Origin of the sequence: Serratia surfactantfaciens (assembly GCF_001642805.2) — a bacterium.
In the GTDB taxonomy this organism is placed as follows: Bacteria; Pseudomonadota; Gammaproteobacteria; order Enterobacterales; family Enterobacteriaceae; genus Serratia; species Serratia surfactantfaciens.
Genome location: NZ_CP016948.1, coordinates 4,331,149 through 4,343,995, shown reverse-complemented (window position 1 = coordinate 4,343,995; position 12,847 = coordinate 4,331,149). Strand labels below are relative to the sequence as shown.

General features: G+C 59.5%; 15 protein-coding genes. 6 read left to right on the top strand and 9 right to left on the bottom strand.

Annotated features, from left to right (window positions below; all coding sequences use genetic code 11):
• Nucleotides 1-32 precede the first annotated feature (32 nt).
• Nucleotides 33-854, top strand: coding sequence for a serine O-acetyltransferase (cysE, locus tag ATE40_RS20330; protein WP_004931135.1), 822 nt, complete (start codon nt 33-35; stop codon nt 852-854).
• Between the two features lie 61 nt (nt 855-915).
• On the opposite strand, the gene ATE40_RS20325 is transcribed toward cysE, so the two are convergent.
• The 5 genes from ATE40_RS20325 to cpxR form a co-directional block, all read right to left on the bottom strand.
• The gene (locus tag ATE40_RS20325) at nt 916-1,587 is read right to left on the bottom strand and encodes a DUF3313 domain-containing protein (RefSeq protein ID WP_063918325.1); all 672 of its coding nucleotides are present in this window, start codon (nt 1,585-1,587) and stop codon (nt 916-918) included.
• Nucleotides 1,588-1,691: 104 nt separating this feature from the next.
• On the bottom strand, nt 1,692-2,465 hold the full coding sequence (locus ATE40_RS20320; protein WP_063918326.1) for a CHAD domain-containing protein: 774 nt from the start codon (nt 2,463-2,465) through the stop codon (nt 1,692-1,694).
• Between the two features lie 61 nt (nt 2,466-2,526).
• Complete coding sequence (gene trmL / locus ATE40_RS20315; RefSeq protein ID WP_019452222.1) at nt 2,527-3,000, bottom strand: tRNA (uridine(34)/cytosine(34)/5-carboxymethylaminomethyluridine(34)-2'-O)-methyltransferase TrmL; 474 nt, start codon at nt 2,998-3,000, stop codon at nt 2,527-2,529.
• A gap of 43 nt (nt 3,001-3,043) precedes the next feature.
• Nucleotides 3,044-4,438: an envelope stress sensor histidine kinase CpxA gene (gene cpxA, locus ATE40_RS20310; protein WP_019452223.1), complete on the bottom strand. Its 1,395-nt coding sequence runs from the start codon at nt 4,436-4,438 to the stop codon at nt 3,044-3,046.
• Nucleotides 4,435-5,133 (bottom strand): envelope stress response regulator transcription factor CpxR, encoded by a 699-nt coding sequence (cpxR, locus tag ATE40_RS20305; RefSeq protein ID WP_004931124.1) that lies wholly within the window; start codon nt 5,131-5,133, stop codon nt 4,435-4,437. Before cpxR ends, cpxA begins: the two co-directional genes overlap by 4 nt.
• 148 nt (nt 5,134-5,281) lie before the next feature.
• On the opposite strand from cpxR, the gene cpxP reads away from it, so the two are divergent.
• From cpxP to ATE40_RS20285, 4 genes are all read left to right on the top strand, one after another.
• Nucleotides 5,282-5,761 (top strand): cell-envelope stress modulator CpxP, encoded by a 480-nt coding sequence (cpxP, locus tag ATE40_RS20300; protein ID WP_063918327.1) that lies wholly within the window; start codon nt 5,282-5,284, stop codon nt 5,759-5,761.
• 133 nt (nt 5,762-5,894) lie between these two features.
• Complete coding sequence (gene fieF, locus ATE40_RS20295) at nt 5,895-6,797, top strand: CDF family cation-efflux transporter FieF (RefSeq protein ID WP_063918328.1); 903 nt, start codon at nt 5,895-5,897, stop codon at nt 6,795-6,797.
• Between the two features lie 231 nt (nt 6,798-7,028).
• Complete coding sequence (gene pfkA / locus ATE40_RS20290; protein WP_004931116.1) at nt 7,029-7,991, top strand: 6-phosphofructokinase; 963 nt, start codon at nt 7,029-7,031, stop codon at nt 7,989-7,991.
• A gap of 186 nt (nt 7,992-8,177) precedes the next feature.
• On the top strand, nt 8,178-9,167 hold the full coding sequence (locus ATE40_RS20285; RefSeq protein WP_025160374.1) for a sulfate ABC transporter substrate-binding protein: 990 nt from the start codon (nt 8,178-8,180) through the stop codon (nt 9,165-9,167).
• 65 nt (nt 9,168-9,232) lie between these two features.
• On the opposite strand, the gene tpiA is transcribed toward ATE40_RS20285, so the two are convergent.
• Together tpiA and ATE40_RS20275 are read right to left on the bottom strand one after the other, a co-directional pair.
• Nucleotides 9,233-10,000: a triose-phosphate isomerase gene (gene tpiA / locus ATE40_RS20280; protein ID WP_025160373.1), complete on the bottom strand. Its 768-nt coding sequence runs from the start codon at nt 9,998-10,000 to the stop codon at nt 9,233-9,235.
• A gap of 127 nt (nt 10,001-10,127) precedes the next feature.
• Nucleotides 10,128-10,712, bottom strand: a complete 585-nt coding sequence (locus tag ATE40_RS20275) for a DUF1454 family protein (RefSeq protein WP_019452228.1) — start codon at nt 10,710-10,712, stop codon at nt 10,128-10,130.
• A 199-nt stretch (nt 10,713-10,911) separates the two neighbouring features.
• On the opposite strand from ATE40_RS20275, the gene ATE40_RS20270 reads away from it, so the two are divergent.
• Nucleotides 10,912-11,331: a DUF805 domain-containing protein gene (locus tag ATE40_RS20270; RefSeq protein WP_019452229.1), complete on the top strand. Its 420-nt coding sequence runs from the start codon at nt 10,912-10,914 to the stop codon at nt 11,329-11,331.
• Between the two features lie 12 nt (nt 11,332-11,343).
• Here the strand turns inward: ATE40_RS20270 and fpr are convergent, their stop codons facing one another.
• Nucleotides 11,344-12,090: a ferredoxin--NADP(+) reductase gene (fpr, locus tag ATE40_RS20265; protein ID WP_019452230.1), complete on the bottom strand. Its 747-nt coding sequence runs from the start codon at nt 12,088-12,090 to the stop codon at nt 11,344-11,346.
• Nucleotides 12,091-12,093: 3 nt separating this feature from the next.
• Nucleotides 12,094-12,705 carry a helix-turn-helix transcriptional regulator gene (locus tag ATE40_RS20260; RefSeq protein WP_019452231.1) on the bottom strand — a complete coding sequence of 204 codons (612 nt, stop codon included), beginning with the start codon at nt 12,703-12,705 and terminating at the stop codon, nt 12,094-12,096.
• Between the last annotated feature and the right edge of the window lie 142 nt (nt 12,706-12,847).

The following is a 12,847-nucleotide window of genomic DNA, read 5'->3' as shown; positions in this document are numbered from 1 at the left end:
GCGGCCCGTTTGGCAAGGCAGAGGGGAATGTGATGTCGTCAGAAGAGTTGGAACAGGTCTGGAACAGCATTAAATCAGAAGCGCGAGCACTGGCTGATTGTGAACCGATGCTGGCCAGCTTTTTCCATGCGACGTTGCTCAAGCACGAGAATCTGGGCAGCGCGCTCAGCTATATGCTGGCCAACAAGCTGGCGACACCGATCATGCCCGCGATTGCGGTACGCGAGGTGGTGGAAGAGGCCTATAAGTCCGACAACCAGATGATCGTTTCGGCGGCGCGCGATATCCTCGCGGTGCGGCTGCGCGACCCGGCGGTCGATAAGTACTCCACGCCGCTGCTTTACCTGAAAGGGTTCCATGCGCTGCAGGCTTACCGCATCGGCCACTGGCTGTGGCAGCAAGGTCGGCAAGCGCTGGCTATCTACCTGCAAAATCAAATTTCCGTCGCCTTCGGCGTGGATATCCACCCGGCGGCGACCATCGGCTGCGGCATCATGCTCGACCACGCTACCGGCATCGTGATCGGTGAAACGGCGGTGGTGGAAAACAACGTCTCTATCCTGCAGTCGGTCACTCTGGGCGGTACCGGTAAAACCAGCGGCGACCGTCACCCGAAAATCCGCGAAGGGGTGATGATTGGCGCCGGCGCCAAAATTCTCGGCAATATCGAAGTGGGCAAGGGTGCGAAGATCGGCGCGGGCTCGGTGGTCTTGCAGGCGATACCGCCGCACACCACCGCCGCCGGGGTGCCGGCGCGCATCGTCGGGCGGCCGGAGAGCGATACGCCGTCGATGGACATGGACCAATACTTCAACGGCACCAATCACGGTTTTGAGTACGGCGACGGCATTTGAGCGCCGCTGGCTGAGCCATTCAGGGGGAGCTTCGGCTCCCCCTGTGTTTTTCAAACCGCGTTCAGCCCTGTTTCGGGAAGTTGGTGATATCGGTGACGATGTCGTCGATCGCCGCCTTGACGTCTTCCGCCGTGACCGGTGAGCTGTCGTTGCTGACGGTTTTGCCGTAGGCCTTGCGCACCACTTCCATCACCGTTTTACCGGTATCCTGGTCGATCAACTCACCTTCGATATACAGCGTGGTGTTTTGCGTCCGGTGGCCGGTGGCGGCCATGGTGCTGGCGACCACGGCGGCGACAGGCACCACTTCATAGAACTTCATGTCTTCGTTTTCGGCTGAAACGGCAGTGATGGCGAGCTTGGCCACCAGTACGCGCGAGCCAGCCGGGCTTGGCAGAATGGTAAAGCGGTTCTGCAACGCAGTTTTAATTCGCTGGGTCGCATACGCCTTAATCTTGTTCAGCGTTTCCTGGCTGACTCGCGCCGTGGGTTTCTCCGCCGGGAAATAGACCACCGGTTGGAAGTAGAGGCCGCGATAGTTGGATTCCTTGTAACTTGGGTCTATCCAGCGCAGCGTTTTATGGCCGCTTGGCGAGGTGGTTTCCTGCAGTTTGCTGTAATCGGACAAGAAGCCCGAATATTGAGATGTCTGGGTGACTTTGGACGAACAGCCCGCCAGCAACAGACCCGCTGCCAGAACCGCCATGGCAACGCCCAAGCGTGGTTTCTTCATATGCTTTCCTATGATGAGTGGTGATTACCCTTAAAAAACATAGCGCATTATCTGCGCCGCAGCGGGCGTTTTCGGGGCCGGGCGTGCCCTGTCGCGGACTTTTATCAGGATCGTGATACGCCGCCGGTTTTCGCCGCTAGCGCCGGTGATAAGGCGGCGAGTACGGCATCCGCTCTGGCCAGTGCCTGGCGTTGCTCGGCTTGCCACTGGGGCAACAATGGCCAGAGATCCGCCTGGTGTTCGGCCTGCAGGCACCAGACTTCTCGGTCGTGCCACTCGCCGAGGGCGTTTTGCGCCGCTTTCAGACTTGCCGCTGCGCAGGGAGAGAGGGGGAGGCGTTGCGGATAGGCTTCGGCCGCGTAGCGCAGGCGTTTGATCAGCAGCCGCAGGCGGTGGCGATCGTAGCCTGTATCGGCCAACGCCCGGCGCAGTTGTCGTTGCTGGCGCTGCAGGCGTCGATTCAGACGGTGTTTGGCGGCGGGCCGCGCAGTGCTTCGAAAGCGGCGCGGCCAGGCATGCAGCAGCGAGGGAAAATCGATGAGCTGCGGATGGGCGAGCAGTTGGCGGCAGCGGGCCTGAAAATCGCTCTGGCGCGCGTTCGCCTGCCAATCCAGGCGATGGCGCACCAGTTCGGCGATCAGCACCTCGAGATCGCGCAGCGGCGTCGTGAACCTGCCTAACTCGGCGGCGGCCCGATCGAGCCGCGTTGCGCCGGGGCTGCCGCGCAAAGGGCGCAACAGGCTGCGAATGCGCCGCAGACAGACGCGCAAGTCGTGCAGCGCTTCGCTGTCAGGCGCTTGCTGCAGCCGCAACAGCGCCGCGTTCAGCGCCAGCTCGAGCCGACGAAGCTGGGTGACAATATCTTCGACGAAAGCCATGTACCGTTCCTGGAAAGAGCATCGCAGCGATGCCACTTCCAGTATGGCGCGTCGTCGCGGATTACGCCTTGATCAACGCGCCGGCATAGTCCAGCTGCCGCCAGGCCTCATAAACCACCACCGCGACGGCATTCGACAGGTTCATGCTGCGGCTTTGCGCCTGCATCGGGATGCGGATTTTTTGCTGCGCAGGCAGCGCATCAAGGATATCGGCGGGCAACCCGCGGGTTTCCGGGCCGAACAGCAGGTAGTCGCCGGCCTGATAGCTGACGGCGCTGTGCGCCGGGGTACCCTTGGTCGTGAGGGCGAACAGCCGCTGCGGATTTTCGGCGGCGAGGAAGGCGGCGTAGTCGGCATGACGGCGGACGCGGGTGAACTCATGGTAGTCCAGCCCGGCGCGGCGCAGGCGCTTGTCGTCCCACGGAAAACCCAGCGGTTCGATCAGGTGCAGATTAAAGCCGGTATTGGCGCACAGGCGGATGATATTGCCGGTGTTGGGTGGGATTTCAGGTTCAAATAAAACGATGTTCAGCATGTTGCAGGCCCCTCGTGAACGAGGGGCGCAGGATAGCAAACTCTTACTGTTCTGTCTTAGCCGATAGGCGTTGATGATGCAGCGGCAGCCACAGCACCAGCCTCAGCCCGCCCAGTGGGCTGTCTTCCGCCTTCACCCAGCCGCGATGCTGGTTGACCGCTGCCTCGACGATAGCCAGGCCGAGGCCGGTGCCGCCGGACTCGCGGTCGCGCGCTTCATCGGTACGGTAGAACGGACGGAAAATCTGCTCGCGATCTTCGGCGCTGACGCCGGGGCCGTCGTCATCCACTTCAATGGTTACGCCCTGATTGTCGGCGCTGAACGCCACGGCGATGCGGGTATGCGAATAACGCAGGGCGTTGCGCACGATGTTTTCCAACGCGCTGTCGAGCGCACTCGCGTTGCCGAACAGCGTCCACGGGCCGGGCGGTGCGACGATCTCCAATTGTTTGCCCATCTGTTCCGCTTCGAAACGGGCGTTGTCCAGCACGTCGGCCCACAGTTCGTTGGCCTTCAGCTGTTCGCGCGCCAGTTCGCCCTTCTGCTGTCCGCGCGACAGCGCCAGCAGATCGTTGATCATCGAATCCAGCCGCTGCGCTTCGGTTTCGATGCGCGCCAGCTCGTGGCCTTCACCGTGACGGCGGCGCATCAGCGCGGTGGCCAGCTGCAGGCGCGTCAGCGGCGTGCGCAGCTCGTGCGAGATGTCCGATATCAGCCGTTGCTGGGCGTTCATCATGCGTTCCAGCGCGCTGACCATCTGGTTGAAACTGGCGCCGGTGGCCAGGAATTCCTGCGGGCCGGCCTCCAGCTCCGGGTGCTGCTTCAGGTTGCCGCGCGCCACGTCATCGGCGGCGTTCTTCAGCTTGCGCGCCGGTTTCGCCAGACTCCAGGCCAACCACAACAGCAGCGGGGCGCTGATCAGCATGGTGACAATCAGCAGCAGCAGCGGCCGGTCGAACATCAGGTTGATGAAATCGGATTGCGGGCTGTTGGCGGGACGGATCAGGTACAGCTGGTAGTTGTCTTCGCCGTCTCGCACTGCGAACGGCCCCACCAGCTCGACGCGACCGTACTTTTTCTTCTTCGGATGATCCGAGTTATCGGATTGGCCGATGAAATTGCGGACGATCTGCATTTCGTTGCGCTGCGCGCCGATCACCCGGCCTTCGCTGGTGACCAGCAGCAGGCGCTGGCCCGGCGGCGCCCATTTGTCGATGGCGCGGAACAGGCGGCGCCACCACATCAGATCGTTGGCCGGATCGTTTTGCAGTTCGGCCTCGACGTGTTGTTCCAGCATCAACCCCTGCCGCTGCTCGCTGTCGAGCAGCGAGGTCATTTGGCGGGAGTCGAGCTTGGGCACCATCAGCACCAGCATTAGCACCAGGGCTAATGTGAACCAGAAAATGGCGAAGATGCGTGCCGTCAAACTATTGATCATGTTGCAGATACCATCAAATAACCGCGCCCGCGCAGGGTTTTGAACCACGGATGCCCGTCTTTGCGATCCGGCAGCTTACGCCGCAGGTTGGAGATGTGCATGTCGATGGCGCGATCGAACGGGGTCAGGCGTTTGCCCAGCACTTCCTGGCTCAGCAGTTCGCGCGACACCACCTGGCCAAGATGCTGCGCCAGCAGGTACAGCAGGGTGAATTCGGTGCCGGTCAGATCCAGCACCTGGCCGTCGAAGCTGGCTTCCTGGCGACCGGGGTTCAGCTGCAGGCCATCGACATCCAGCGTCGGGGCGCCGCTGTCGACCTGCTGTTGCTGTTCGCTCCAGTTGGAACGGCGCAGAATGGCGCGGATACGCGCGACCAGTTCGCGATCGTTGAAGGGTTTCGGCAGGTAATCATCGGCGCCCAGCTCCAGGCCCAGCACGCGGTCCAGCTCGCTGCCGCGCGCGGTCAGCATGATGACCGGCGTCTGGTGATGCTGGCGCAGTTCTTTCAGTGTATCGATGCCGTTTTTCTTCGGCATCATGATGTCGAGCAGCAGCAGATCGACGGAGCTGTCCAGCAGCGACAACGCCTGCTCGCCATCGTGCGCGACGACGATATTAAAACCTTCCATTTCAAGCAGTTCTTTTAACAGCGAGGTCAACTCGCGGTCGTCGTCAACTAACAGAATCTTGTTCATTATGATTTACCTCCAGACGCAAAATACGTCATCAACTGTTGCCATTCCATGACTTTACGTAGTTTTACATGCACTGACGCAGGTTTTCAGGTGTAGCGGTACACTGCTCCTCGTTGATTCGCAAAGTGAGAAAGCTTGAGGAGTTGAAATGCGTAAGGCGACCGCATTAGTTATGGCATCACTGCTGGCAATTGGTTCGACCGCTGCCTTCGCTGCCGACACTATACCGGATGCAGCCCAACCTCCCGGCAACGACGCGATGACCCGAATACCCGGCCAGCACCACATGTTTGACGGTGTCAGCCTCAGCGAACAGCAGCGCCAACAAATGCGCGATTTGATGCGCCAGGCCCGGCACGATCTGCCTGGTGTCAATGTAGCTGAAATGGAAGCCATGCATAAACTGGTGACCGCAGAGAAATTTGATGAAGCCGCCGTGTATGCCCAGGCGGAAAAGATGGCCCAACAGCAGGTCAAGCGCCAGGTGGAAATGGCCCGGGTGCGCAACCAAATGTATAACCTGCTGACGCCAGAGCAAAAAAGTGTTTTAGACCAGAAACATCAGCAGCGTATGCAGCAGATGGAGCAACAAATTTCTGGTTTGCAACAAGCTTCTGCCCAGAAGTGAAGTACGACTGAGTAGTCCCCTGTTTTTCCTTGCCATAGACACCATCCCTGTCTTCCCCGCCATGATGGCGGGGTTTTTTTTATCCGGCATTTCGCTATATTGAGCGCCACACCTTTTGACCGGGGCCCCCATAATGGAACAGCGCTATGCACGCCTGGTGAAGTCCGCTGCGTTGGCCGCTACCGCGCTGGCGTCGTCGCTGCTGTTGATTAAAATCGTCGCCTGGTATCACACCGGTTCGGTCAGTCTGTTGGCGGCGCTGGTGGATTCGCTGGTCGATATCGCGGCATCGCTGACCAACCTGCTGGTGGTACGCTATTCGCTGCAGCCGGCCGATGCCGAACACACTTTCGGCCACGGCAAAGCGGAGTCGCTGGCGGCGCTGGCGCAAAGCATGTTTATTTCCGGTTCCGCCCTGTTTCTGTTCCTCACCGGCTTTCAGCATCTGTATGCGCCGCAAACGCTGCGCGATCCCGGCATCGGCGTCGTTGTGACGGTGATAGCGCTGGTCAGCACCCTGGTTTTGGTGACTTATCAACGCTGGGTGGTCAGAAAAACGCGCAGTCAGGCAGTGCGCGCAGATATGCTGCATTATCAGTCAGATGTCATGATGAATGGTGCTATTCTTATCGCTCTTGGGCTAAGCTGGTACGGCTTCCAGCGGGCGGATGCGCTGTTCGCGCTGGGCATCGGCGTTTACATCCTCTATAGCGCACTGCGCATGGGCTATGAAGCGGTGCAGTCGTTGTTGGATAGGGCGTTGCCGGATGACGAGCGCCAGGCGATTATCGAAGTGGTTTCTTCCTGGCCCGGGGTGAAAGGCGCGCACGATCTGCGCACGCGGCAGTCGGGGCCGACGCGTTTCATCCAGCTGCATCTGGAGATGGACGACACGCTGCCGCTGCGCGAGGCACATCGGTTGGCCGATCAGGTTGAACAGGCATTGCGGCACCGTTTTGCGGGGGCAGACGTCATCATTCACCTGGATCCGTGCTCCGTGGTGCCGCCGGGTAGGCGGGGGCATTGGGAGCTATAATCAGATAGAGGCACAGATCGAAGTATTATCATGAATATCTGAGTTAGCTCAGCGTGCCATGCGGTGTTTTTACCGTTATATTGCGTGACTTGAATCAATTCAGCTGGGTGTTTTTGATATAATATCCAGCAATAAGCCGTAAAGCTGGTTTTCTGCAGCCGGAGAGGTTCCAAGACGATCGGCGGAGACAGAATTCTTAAGAAATTGCATCTACACAGTTCAGAGGTAGTCATGATCAAGAAAATCGGTGTACTGACGAGCGGCGGTGATTCGCCGGGTATGAACGCTGCAATCCGCGGCGTTGTGCGTTCTGCGCTTTCAGAAGGTCTGGAAGTTTTTGGTATTTACGATGGCTACCTTGGCTTGTACGAAGATCGCATGGAGCAGCTGGACCGCTATAGCGTGTCTGACATGATCAACCGCGGCGGCACCTTCCTCGGCTCGGCCCGCTTCCCGGAATTCAGGGATGAGAACGTGCGCGCCAAGGCGATTGAAAACCTGAAGAATCGCGGCATCGACGCGCTGGTGGTGATCGGCGGCGACGGTTCCTACATGGGCGCCAAGCGCCTGACGGAAGAAGGTTTTCCGTGCATCGGCCTGCCGGGCACCATCGATAACGACGTTGCCGGCACCGACTACACCATCGGTTACTTCACTGCGCTGGAAACCGTGGTGGAAGCGATCGACCGCCTGCGCGATACCTCCTCTTCGCACCAGCGTATCTCCATCGTGGAAGTGATGGGCCGTTACTGCGGCGATCTGACGCTGGCGGCGGCGATTGCCGGCGGCTGCGAATTCATCGTGCTGCCTGAAATCGAATTCAACCGCGAAGACCTGGTCTGCGAAATCAAGGCCGGTATCGCCAAGGGTAAAAAACACGCCATCGTGGCGATCACCGAGCACATCTGCGACATCGATGAGCTGGCGCGCCACATCGAGCAGGAAACCAAGCGTGAAACCCGCGCCACCGTGCTGGGCCACATTCAGCGCGGCGGTTCGCCGGTCGCTTATGACCGCATCCTGGCCTCGCGCATGGGCGCCTACGCCATCGAGCTGCTGCTGCAGGGCTACGGCGGCCGCTGCGTCGGTATCCAGAACGAAAAAATGGTGCACCACGACATCATCGACGCGATCGAAAACATGAAGCGTCCGTTCAAGGGCGACTGGCTGGAAACGGCGAAAAAACTGTACTGATACGCCGCTCACCGCACGACAAAAAAGCCTCCGCTCGCGGGGGCTTTTTTATGCCCGTCGGCGATATATTCCGGAATCATCTATCCCACAATTTTTTATTCTTTAATTGCCGAGACAGTTTCTGGCAGGCTCTGATGCTAAATCAACCGATTGAGGTTGCGCTTAATTTTCTGGGAGAGCCTGTCGATGCGTAAATGGGGTGTAGGTCTGACATTGGTGCTGTTGGCGTCCGGCGCCATGGCGAAGGATATTCAATTGCTGAACGTGTCATACGATCCGACGCGTGAGTTCTATCAGGCTTACAACACAGCGTTCAGTAAGCACTATCAGGCGGAAACCGGCGACAAGGTGACGGTGCGCCAGTCGCACGGCGGCTCCGGCAAACAGGCGACCTCGGTGATCAACGGCATCGAGGCCGACGTGGTGACGCTGGCGCTGGCCTATGACGTCGACGCCATCGCCGAACGCGGGCGCATCGAGAAAGACTGGATCAAACGCCTGCCGGACAATTCGGCGCCTTACACCTCGACCATCGTCTTCCTGGTGCGCAAAGGCAACCCGAAACAAATTCACGACTGGCCCGATTTGCTCAAGCCGGGTGTGTCGGTGATCACCCCGAACCCGAAAACCTCCGGCGGTGCCCGTTGGAACTACCTGGCCGCCTGGGGCTACGCGTTGCACCACAACAACAACGATAAGGCCAAGGCGCAGGACTTCGTCAAAAACCTGTACAAGAACGTCGAAGTGCTGGATTCCGGCGCGCGCGGCTCGACCAACACCTTCGTTGAGCGCGGCATCGGCGACGTGCTGATCGCCTGGGAAAACGAAGCGCTGCTGGCGGAGAAAGAGCTGGGCAAAGACAAGTTCGAGATTATTACGCCGAGCGAATCGATCCTGGCCGAACCGACGGTGTCGGTGGTGGATAAGGTGGTTGATAAGCGTGGTACCCGCGACGTGGCGACCGCCTACCTGAAGTATCTGTATTCGCCGGAAGGGCAGACCATCGCGGCGCAGCACTATTACCGTCCACGCGATGCGGCGGTGGCGGCCAAGTTTGCCGGGCAGTTCCCGCAGCTGAAGCTGTTCACCGTGGATGACACCTTCGGCGGCTGGACCGAAGCGCAGAAGGTGCACTTCGCCACCGGCGGCGTGTTCGATGAGATCAGCAAACGCTGATGCCGGTTGAGCGGCAATAAAAAACCCCGGCAAGCCGGGGTTTTTTTATGGCAAGCCTAAGGCAATCAGGCTTTTTTCGCTGCGGCAGCGGCTTTGACGATCACGGCGAAAGCGTCGGCTTTCAGCGAGGCGCCGCCAACCAGCGCGCCGTCGATGTCCGGCTGAGAGAACAGCTCCGCGGCGTTCTTGTCGTTCACCGAACCGCCGTACTGGATGATGATTTCAGCGGCAACCGCGGCATCGTGCTTGGCGATGTGATCACGGATAAATTTGTGCACGGCCTGCGCCTGCGCAGGGGTAGCGGACTTGCCGGTACCGATGGCCCAGACTGGCTCATAGGCGATCACGGTGCCTTTCATCGCCGGTGCGCCCAGCGTTTTCAGCACGGCGTCGATCTGGCGCGCGCACACTTCTTCGGTTTTGCCCGCGGCGTTTTCCGCTTCGGTTTCACCGATGCACAGCACCGGGATCAGGCCGGCTTCTTTCAGCACGGCGAATTTCTCGGCGATGACTTCGTCGCTTTCTTTGTGGTAGGTGCGACGCTCGGAGTGGCCGATGATGATGTACTGGGCGCCGACGTCTTTCAGCATGTTGGCGGAAACTTCACCGGTGAAGGCGCCGGACAGGTTAACGTCCACGTTCTGCGCGCCCAGCGCGATGCGGCTGCCGGCCAGCGCGTGCTTGGCCTGATCCAGATACATCACCGGCGGGGCGATGGCGACGCCACAGCCGTCAACACTGCTCAGCTCATGGCGCAGGCCGGCAATCAGTTCGTTGACCATGTGGGTGCTGCCGTTAAGCTTCCAGTTACCCATAACTAATGGATGACGCATGTTTTTTCCTCCAACTAGAAAACGCGAGAGTCGAAATGACAACTGCCGGACCGGCAGTTTACCTGCCCAACAGTATAGAGATCATTAAGCGCGAAGGCTTTGCTTTTCGTCATTAAATACCGCGCCGTTATGGCTCGGAAAGCGCCAGCTTAATCGGTTCAACTGCGAAGGTTACCCCTTTATCGCCGTTGTCCGAGACGACATAGCGAATGGCGCCGACCTGCTGTTGGTAAAAGCGCGATCCTTTGCCTTTTTCCAGCAGGTTGTTCACCTTGTTCTGGCTCTGTTCCACCGTCAACGCCGGTTCGAACTGGCGCATCAGCGCCGCCATGTAGTTGATGGCGATGGCGCGCGCGGCTTTTTCTTCATTGGCCTGCTGCAGCGGCAGGTGAGTGATCTGCAACGTTTTGATTTTACCGGTACCTTTCTCCAGCGCGGTGGAGGCATACAGGTTTTCGTTGAGTTTGCTGGCGGCGCGCGTCAGCAGCGGCGAATCATCTTCGGCCGAGGGAATGGCGCGAAATTCGCCAATCGGCAGTTTGGGATTGTCGCGATTGTATTTCTCGCGGAACTTGACCACCGTCAGATCGAAGGTCGGCGCTCCGGCCAACAGGTAAGGCGCGGTGGGCTTCGTTTCGCCTGCAGGCGGGTCGGCCCAGGCAGTGGCGGCCGCCTGCAGCAGGCAGGCGATGACGAGGGTTTTTCTCAGCATGGCGTATGGCATCAAGGACAAAGATGGCTCCGATTAAAGCGATAACCCGCAGGCCTTGTCAAAGATCCCACGCCATTATCGGTTCGCTGACGAGAAAGCTGTGCGGCGCGCCGCGTTATGCAGGGCGAAAAACTCGGCCCGGCAGCGCCTATGTTACACTGCGGCGCAGAATATGGGCAGGCTTAGAGCGCAGGAATCGATGACGTTACAACAGTGGTGTTTTTCTTTTAAGGGCCGCATCGGGCGGCGCGACTTCTGGATCTGGATGGGGCTGTGGCTGGTGCTGATGGCGGCGGCGTTTACGTTGGCCAATTATCAGCTGGTCGCCATTCAATCCATCGCCTTCTTTATCGTTGCGCTGCTGTGGCCGACGGCGGCGGTGCTGGTCAAGCGGCTGCACGATCGCAACAAGGCCGGCTGGTGGGCGCTGCTGCTGATCCTGGCGTGGATGCTGGCGGCGGGCAACTGGCAGATGCTGGCGCCAATCTGGCAATGGGGCGTCGGGCGTTTCATCCCGACGCTGATTATCGTGATGATGATGATCGATCTGGGCGCCTTCGTCGGTACGCCGGGGGACAATCGGTTCGGCCCGGAAGCCGAACCGGTGAAGTTCCGGTGATCTTCCGCCGGGTTACCAGTAGTGTTCGCTGGTGATATGGCCCGGCTTGCGGCGCAGGTGCTTGCGCATCTGGCGGTGGTCTTTCAGCGTTTGCTGGGTGTCCCGCACCATTTGTGGGTTGCCGCACAGCATCACGTGGCTGGTTTCGGCGTCGATGGTCAAGCCGATCGCCGCTTCCAGCCGGCCGTCCTCGATCAGCGCCGGTACGCGGCCGGTCAATGAACCGGGCGCCTCTTCGCGGCTGACGACGGTCTGGATACGCAGCTTGCCGTTGTAGCGCTGCTGCAGTTGCTGCATCAACGGCAGGTAGCTCAGGTCGCGCGCAAAGCGAGCGGCGTGTACCAGCACCAGGTTTTTAAAGCGCTCCAGGCCGGCGCCCTGTTGCAGAATCGATAAATAGGGGCCGATGGCGGTGCCGGTCGCCAGCATCCACAGCGTGTCGCAGTCGGGAACCTCGTCCAGCACGAAGAAGCCGGCGGCTTCTTTGGTTACCATCACCTCTGAGCCCGGCTGCAGCTGATTGAGGCGTGGGCTCAGTTTGCCTTCCGGTACGGTCACCAGATAGAACTCCAGATTGGCGTCATCGGGGGCATTGACGTAGGAATAGGCGCGCTGCACCCGTTCGCCGTCGATTTCCAGCGCCAGCTTGGCGAATTGCCCGGCGGTGAAAGGATCGATGGGGGCGTTGACCACCAGGCTGAACAGCCCGTCGGTCCATTGTTTTACCTGCGTAACCTTGCCGTTTACCCATTCAGCCATACTCTAAAGCTCCCGTGGTCGAATCAAATAAGCACAATGTCGTGAGCCGGAAATGGCGTGCGCGGTGCGCTCTACCCGGTAATCGTTGCCGAACAGGCGGTGAAACAGCTGCAGCTCGGAATTGCACAGGCTGCTGCAGCTGGAACCGGCTACGCCGATTGGGCAGTGGTTTTCCACCAACAGCGCGCCGTGCGGATGTTCGATCAACTCGGCCATGTAACCGTCGTGTTGCCGCAGCCGCACCAGGCGGGTTAATCGGTCCTGATGGCTGCGCTCGGCGGACAGCTCTTCGGCATAGCGCAGATAAAGCTGCTCTTCGCGCGCATTGAGCAAGGGTTCCACCCCGGCGCCGCCAAACAGCTGCAACGCGGATTCTCGCAGCCTCTCCTGATCGGCGGCAGCAAAGGCGTGCCCCCGTTCGGTCAGCGACCAGTAGCGCGTCGGGCGGCCGACCTTGCTGCGCGCTTCTTCGTAACAAACCAGCTCACGTTTTTCCAGGGATTGCAGATGTTGTCGGATGCCCATCGGCGTGATGTCCAGACGCTCCGCCAGCATTTTGGCCGAGTGCGGGCCGAGAGCCTTTAACTGCAATAAAATCAGCTCAGGTGTTTTCATGAACCAAATCCCTATGGTGTTATTTTATTTCAAGTTGATGAAAAGAATTATCGATTAAATGCTAAAGCGCGGCTACTGCAAGCACGCAATTTTTAACTCCAAAGCGTTAGTCGTACAGTTTAATTTACGAGCCTGGTCGGGT

Excerpts from the sequence above, each read along its gene's own strand:
- cysE (WP_004931135.1), top strand. The coding sequence starts at position 33 with ATGTCGTCAGAAGAGTTGGAACAGGTCTGGAACAGCATTAAATCAGAA.
- ATE40_RS20325 (WP_063918325.1), bottom strand. The coding sequence starts at position 1,587 with ATGAAGAAACCACGCTTGGGCGTTGCCATGGCGGTTCTGGCAGCGGGT.
- ATE40_RS20320 (WP_063918326.1), bottom strand. The coding sequence starts at position 2,465 with ATGGCTTTCGTCGAAGATATTGTCACCCAGCTTCGTCGGCTCGAGCTG.
- trmL (WP_019452222.1), bottom strand. The coding sequence starts at position 3,000 with ATGCTGAACATCGTTTTATTTGAACCTGAAATCCCACCCAACACCGGC.
- cpxA (WP_019452223.1), bottom strand. The coding sequence starts at position 4,438 with ATGATCAATAGTTTGACGGCACGCATCTTCGCCATTTTCTGGTTCACA.
- cpxR (WP_004931124.1), bottom strand. The coding sequence starts at position 5,133 with ATGAACAAGATTCTGTTAGTTGACGACGACCGCGAGTTGACCTCGCTG.
- cpxP (WP_063918327.1), top strand. The coding sequence starts at position 5,282 with ATGCGTAAGGCGACCGCATTAGTTATGGCATCACTGCTGGCAATTGGT.
- fieF (WP_063918328.1), top strand. The coding sequence starts at position 5,895 with ATGGAACAGCGCTATGCACGCCTGGTGAAGTCCGCTGCGTTGGCCGCT.
- pfkA (WP_004931116.1), top strand. The coding sequence starts at position 7,029 with ATGATCAAGAAAATCGGTGTACTGACGAGCGGCGGTGATTCGCCGGGT.
- ATE40_RS20285 (WP_025160374.1), top strand. The coding sequence starts at position 8,178 with ATGCGTAAATGGGGTGTAGGTCTGACATTGGTGCTGTTGGCGTCCGGC.
- tpiA (WP_025160373.1), bottom strand. The coding sequence starts at position 10,000 with ATGCGTCATCCATTAGTTATGGGTAACTGGAAGCTTAACGGCAGCACC.
- ATE40_RS20275 (WP_019452228.1), bottom strand. The coding sequence starts at position 10,712 with ATGCTGAGAAAAACCCTCGTCATCGCCTGCCTGCTGCAGGCGGCCGCC.
- ATE40_RS20270 (WP_019452229.1), top strand. The coding sequence starts at position 10,912 with ATGACGTTACAACAGTGGTGTTTTTCTTTTAAGGGCCGCATCGGGCGG.
- fpr (WP_019452230.1), bottom strand. The coding sequence starts at position 12,090 with ATGGCTGAATGGGTAAACGGCAAGGTTACGCAGGTAAAACAATGGACC.
- ATE40_RS20260 (WP_019452231.1), bottom strand. The coding sequence starts at position 12,705 with ATGAAAACACCTGAGCTGATTTTATTGCAGTTAAAGGCTCTCGGCCCG.